This window comes from Streptomyces sp. NRRL WC-3549 (genome assembly GCF_000721935.1).
Classification (GTDB): domain Bacteria; phylum Actinomycetota; class Actinomycetes; order Streptomycetales; family Streptomycetaceae; genus Streptomyces.
The window spans coordinates 5,804-10,552 of sequence record NZ_KL585452.1 but is presented as its reverse complement, the minus strand read 5'-3'; the positions used below and the strand labels follow the sequence as shown (position 1 = coordinate 10,552).

Annotated in this window: 4 protein-coding genes; all 4 read right to left on the bottom strand. The window is 71.9% G+C overall.

Features of this window, described 5'->3' with window-relative positions; translation table 11 throughout:
* A partial coding sequence (locus IH13_RS0135535) for an MFS transporter (RefSeq protein ID WP_037843395.1) occupies positions 1-308 on the bottom strand: 308 nt, incomplete at its 3' end.
* Between the two features lie 462 nt (positions 309-770).
* Entirely contained in the window at positions 771-1,796 is a 1,026-nt protein-coding gene (locus IH13_RS0135530) for an endonuclease/exonuclease/phosphatase family protein (protein ID WP_031091182.1), read from the bottom strand.
* A gap of 167 nt (positions 1,797-1,963) precedes the next feature.
* The gene (locus IH13_RS0135525) at positions 1,964-2,647 is read right to left on the bottom strand and encodes a TetR/AcrR family transcriptional regulator (protein WP_051836032.1); all 684 of its coding nucleotides are present in this window, start codon (positions 2,645-2,647) and stop codon (positions 1,964-1,966) included.
* Positions 2,648-3,000: 353 nt separating this feature from the next.
* Positions 3,001-4,620 (bottom strand): DHA2 family efflux MFS transporter permease subunit, encoded by a 1,620-nt coding sequence (locus IH13_RS0135520; protein WP_031091178.1) that lies wholly within the window; start codon positions 4,618-4,620, stop codon positions 3,001-3,003.
* Positions 4,621-4,749 lie beyond the last annotated feature (129 nt).

Sequence of the window (4,749 nt, the reverse complement as noted above, 5' to 3'; positions counted from 1 at the left end):
AGCCCGGCCAGCCCCCGGCCGGCCAGCAGCCAGCCGTAGCCGGGGGCGAACGCCGACGCGAGGTTGCCGACGGTGAAGAGGGCCATCAGCAGCAGGAGCATCCGCTTGCGCGGGATCCGGGAGCCGAGGCCGGTGAGCAGCGGGGCACCGAGGACAACGCCGATCGCGTACGCCGAGACGAGATACCCGGCGGTGGGTACGGACGTTCCCAGGTCGTCCGCGACGTTGGGCAGCAGGCCCATCATCACGAACTCGGTGGTGCCGATGCCGAAGGCGCTCACAGCGAGGGCGAGCAGGGCCAGGGGCATGTGGAGGACCTTTCGGGCAGGGGGCGGCGGCCGGTCGTGGTGGACCGGGCGGCTGCGGATGGGGGCGGGAGCGTCGGCGTCGTTGCCTGAGCGGAATATGTATCCCGTAGGAACAAAGTCTCTCAGACGTTTGGTGCCCGCAGGTGAACGAACCGTTGCGGCGCGGTGTGATGTGGACGTCACTCGGCGCCGCGCCCGGCGGAACGCGGCCCTGCCCGGGGCCTGTTGTCAGCTTTCCCGTACGCCGGGAGGGCGGGGGCACACAGGGCACACAGTGGACCCGCCGGCAGACACTCACCCAGACCGGTGCGCGAAAACCGAGGTTCGCGTCGAGGACGGGACCGCCGGGCCGGGCCGGTGTCTGTCGGGCTCGGGGCCGGAGCGGGAAGGGAGTTCAGCGCCGTCCCGGAACGCGGCCCGGCGAACCGGTCACCGGAGGCGCAGCGCCGCCCGGCGAACCGGTCACAGCTGGACGCGGGCCGCGATCGGGAGGTGGTCGCTGTCCGTCGCCGGAAGTGTCCAGGAGGAGAGCGGTTCGACGCCCCGGACCATGATCTGGTCGATCCGCGCCATCGGGAACGCCGCCGGCCAGCTGAAACCGAAGCCGTCGCCCGCGGCCCCCTGGGTGGAGCGCATCTGGGCCGTGACGGCGTGCAGGGAACGGTCGTTCATCGTGCCGTTCAGGTCGCCGAGCAGGACCACCCGGTCGACGGGGTCGTCGGCGATCGCCTCGCCCAGCGCGTCGGCGCTCCGGTCCCGCTGGCTGGCGGTGAAGCCGGCGTTGAGCTTGACCCGTACCGAGGGCAGGTGGGCGACGTAGACCGAGACCGGGCCGCCGGGCGTGGTGACGGTGGCCCGCATGGCGCGGGTCCAGCCCATCTTGATGTCGACGGGGCGGGAACCCTTCAGGGGGTACTTGCTCCACAGGCCTACGGTGCCCTGGACGGAGTGGTGGGGGTAGCGGTCGGCGAGGGCCTTCTCGTACGCCTTCACCTTGCCGACGGGCAGTTCCTGGAGGGCGACGACGTCCGCGTCCGAGTCGGCGACCTGCTGGGCGGTGCCCGTGGGGTCCGGGTTGCTCGCGTTGACGTTGTGGGTGGCGACGGTCAGGTCGCCCCCCGTGCCCGACTTCTCGGCGAACAGCAGGCCGCCGAAGAGGTTGAGCCAGACCGTCACCGGCAGGATCAGGGCCACGAGGGCGGTCGCCGAGCGGCGGAGCAGTCCGAGGAGCAGCAGTACGGGGACGAAGACGCCGAACCAGGGCAGGAACGTCTCGATGAGGCTGCCCGTGTTCCCGACGGTGTTGGGGATCTTCGCGTGGAGCATCATGACCAGCGTCAGCAGGACCGAGCAGAGGGCGAGGAGGATGCCCCGCCGCCAGATGCCACGGTCCGTGGTCAGTTTGTGCCGCAGGGCCCTCAGACGGGTGCCGGGCCGCTCCGGGCCCGGGCCGGCGTTTTCGGTTTCCGCCCTGTACGCCTGCACCATCGCGCTGTCCTCACTGCTTTGCCGTACACATCGCCGCGCCTCACGACCCTAGGCGATGTGCGGGCCCGATCCCGCCGCGGACCACGGCCGTTCTGCGATGAGGACGTCGGGAGCGGTACGCGGGGTTCCGGAAGGAGGTGGCGGGCGGGACGGCTGTGACGGGACGGTCACACAGGGTCGTGGGCGCCTCCGCCTGCCGCGACCTGCGGTTTCGGCGCGAGGCCCTGCAACAGGACCCGGATGACGCGCTCGACCAGGTCGTCCGGCAGGGAGGCGTCGGGGCGGTGGAGGGTGCGTACGAGCATGGGGCCGAGAAAGAGATCGTCCATCAGCTCGGTGTCGAGGTCGTCGCGGAGTTCGCCCGCGTCCACCGCCCGCCGCACGGCGGCGAGCATGGCGGCGCGGCGCGGCGCGATGACGGTGCGCTGGTACTCGGCCCAGAGCTTGGGGTGGCTCTTCATCTGTACGAACACGTTGTGCAGGAAGACCGAGGAGCGCTGGGCGACTCCGCGCGTACGGATCGACTCCAGCAGGAGGCGCAGGTCGTCGAGGCCCGCGGTGCCGGAGACGACGGGGTCGGAGGGCTCGACGGCGCGCAGTACGTCGACGAAGAGCTCCTCCTTGCCGCTCCAGCGCCGGTAGATGGTGGCCTTGCCGACGCCGGCGGTGCGGGCGATGCGCTCGATGGACAACCCGGCCAGCGGCTCGCCGGCCTCCAGGAGCTCCACGACGGCGTCGATGATGGCGCGCTCGGCGGCGGCGCTGCGGGGGCGGCCCCGGCGCGGCTCGGGGTCGTGGGTGCGGGGGTGCTCCCGCCCGTCGTCCGCGTGCCCGGCAGGGCCGTGGCTCACGCCCGGGTCCTGGGGCGTGTCCTGTGCAGCGTGCACGTGGGTCACCTCTCGCCGAGCCGTTCGCCGTTCGCCGTTGGCCGTTGGCCGTTGGCCGTTTCCGCACCGTTGCCGTGCCGGTCACCCGCGATTCTCGCCGACCGGCCGCGGCCGGGGCGAACGCCCCCGGCACACCGTAACGGGGGCCGCCACGGTGTGCCGGGGCCGTCGCGGGCTCGGACGCGGGCCGGGGGCCCGGGGAACGGGTCCGGAAAGCAGGTCCGGGGAACAAGTCCGGGAATCGGGTCCGGGGAACGGGTCCGGAAATCGGGTCCGGCCCCCTCCCGCCTGGCTTTCGGGAGGGGCCGGGCCCCGCGTCACTCGGCCGGGCCGCCCTGCGCCGCCGGGACGCGTTCGGGCCGCCGGGGCGCTTCGGGCGTCTCGGGCGCGCTCGTCCGGCCCGGCAGGAACAGGCCGACCACGACCGCACCGATCAGCGCGACCGCCGCCGAACCGAGGGCCGTGACGTGCATGGCGCCGATGAACGCGTCGTTCGCCGCGGCGGCCAGCGGCTTGCCCGCGGGGCCCAGCTTCGCGGCGACGCCGAGCGTCGCCTCGATCGACTCCCCCGCCACGTCCCGCGCGGCGGCCGGAACACCGTCGAGGTGCTTCTCGATGTCGCCCCGGTACACCGTGGAGAGCACCGAGCCGAGCACCGCGATCCCGAGCGCTCCGCCGACCTGGCGGAAGGTGTTGTTGATGGCCGATCCGGAACCGGCGCGTTCCCGGGGCAGGGCCTGCATCACGGCGACGGTGACGGGCGGCATGATGTGCGCCATGCCGGTGCCCTGGACGAAGAAGACCACGCACATCACCCAGACGGGTGTGTCCGCGTCGAAGAGCGCGAACGCCGCCAGGCCCGCCGCGACCAGCAGCATGCCCACCGTGCAGACCGCGCGGGCGCCGAAGCGGTCCACGACCAGCCGGGCGCGCGGGGAGAAGACCATCTGCGCGACGGCCAGCGGCAGGATCAGCAGACCGGACTGCAGGGCACTGTAACCGCGCACGCTCTGGAGGTAGAAGGCGGAGAAGAAGGTGACGCCCATCAGCGCGAAGAAGACGAGCGCGATGGCGGCGACGGCGGCGGAGAAGGCCGGCTTCCTGAAGTAGGAGATGTCGATGGACGGGTGGCTGCTGCGCTTCTCGTGCCAGACGAAGACCGTCAGCACCACCAGGCCGCCCACGGACGGGGCGAGCACCGTCACGTCCGTGAAGTCGGCGAGTTCGCCGCCGCGGATGATGCCGTAGACGAGCAGGACCAGGCCGACGATGGACAGGACGACGCCCGGCGGGTCGATCTTCCCGGGCGAGGGGTCCCGGGAGTCCGGTACGAGGACGGCCATGGCGACCAGCGCGATGACCACGACGGGCACGTTGACCAGGAAGATCGAGCCCCACCAGAAGTGCTCCAGGAGGACGCCGCCGGTGATCGGGCCGATCGCGATGCCCAGGCCGACGCTGCCGGCCCAGATACCGATGGCCTTGGGCTGCTCGTCGCGCTCGAAGACGTTCATCAGGACGGCGAGGGTGGCGGGCATCACGAAGGCCGCGCCGAGGCCCATCAGGGCCCGCCAGGTGATGAGTTGGCCCGGCGAGGAGGAGAACGCGGCCAGCGCGGAGGCGAGGCCGAAGACGAGGATGCCGCCCAGCAGGACCTTCTTGCGGCCGATGCGGTCGCCGAGCAGGCCCGCGGTGAACAGCAGACCGGCGAAGACGAGCGTGTAGGAGTTGATCGCCCACTCCAGCTCGCTCTGGGTGGCGCCGATGCCGGTCGGGGCGGGGGTGGCGATCGTCTTGACCGCGACGTTCAGGATCGAGTTGTCCAGAACGACGATGAGCAGGCTGAACATGAGGACGGCGAGTATCGCCCAGCGTCGGCGGTGGACCGCTTCGGGGACACGGGAGGCGACGGCCGGAGGGCCGGACGGTATGGACATGGACGTCAGCCTAGGACATATTCGATACGGGACCGTCTCGTATTGTGAAGTCTTTACCCGGCGCCGGACCCACGCCGGACGCGTCAGGCCACGCGATCCGGTCGACGGGGCCACTTCCCGGGAGCGGCG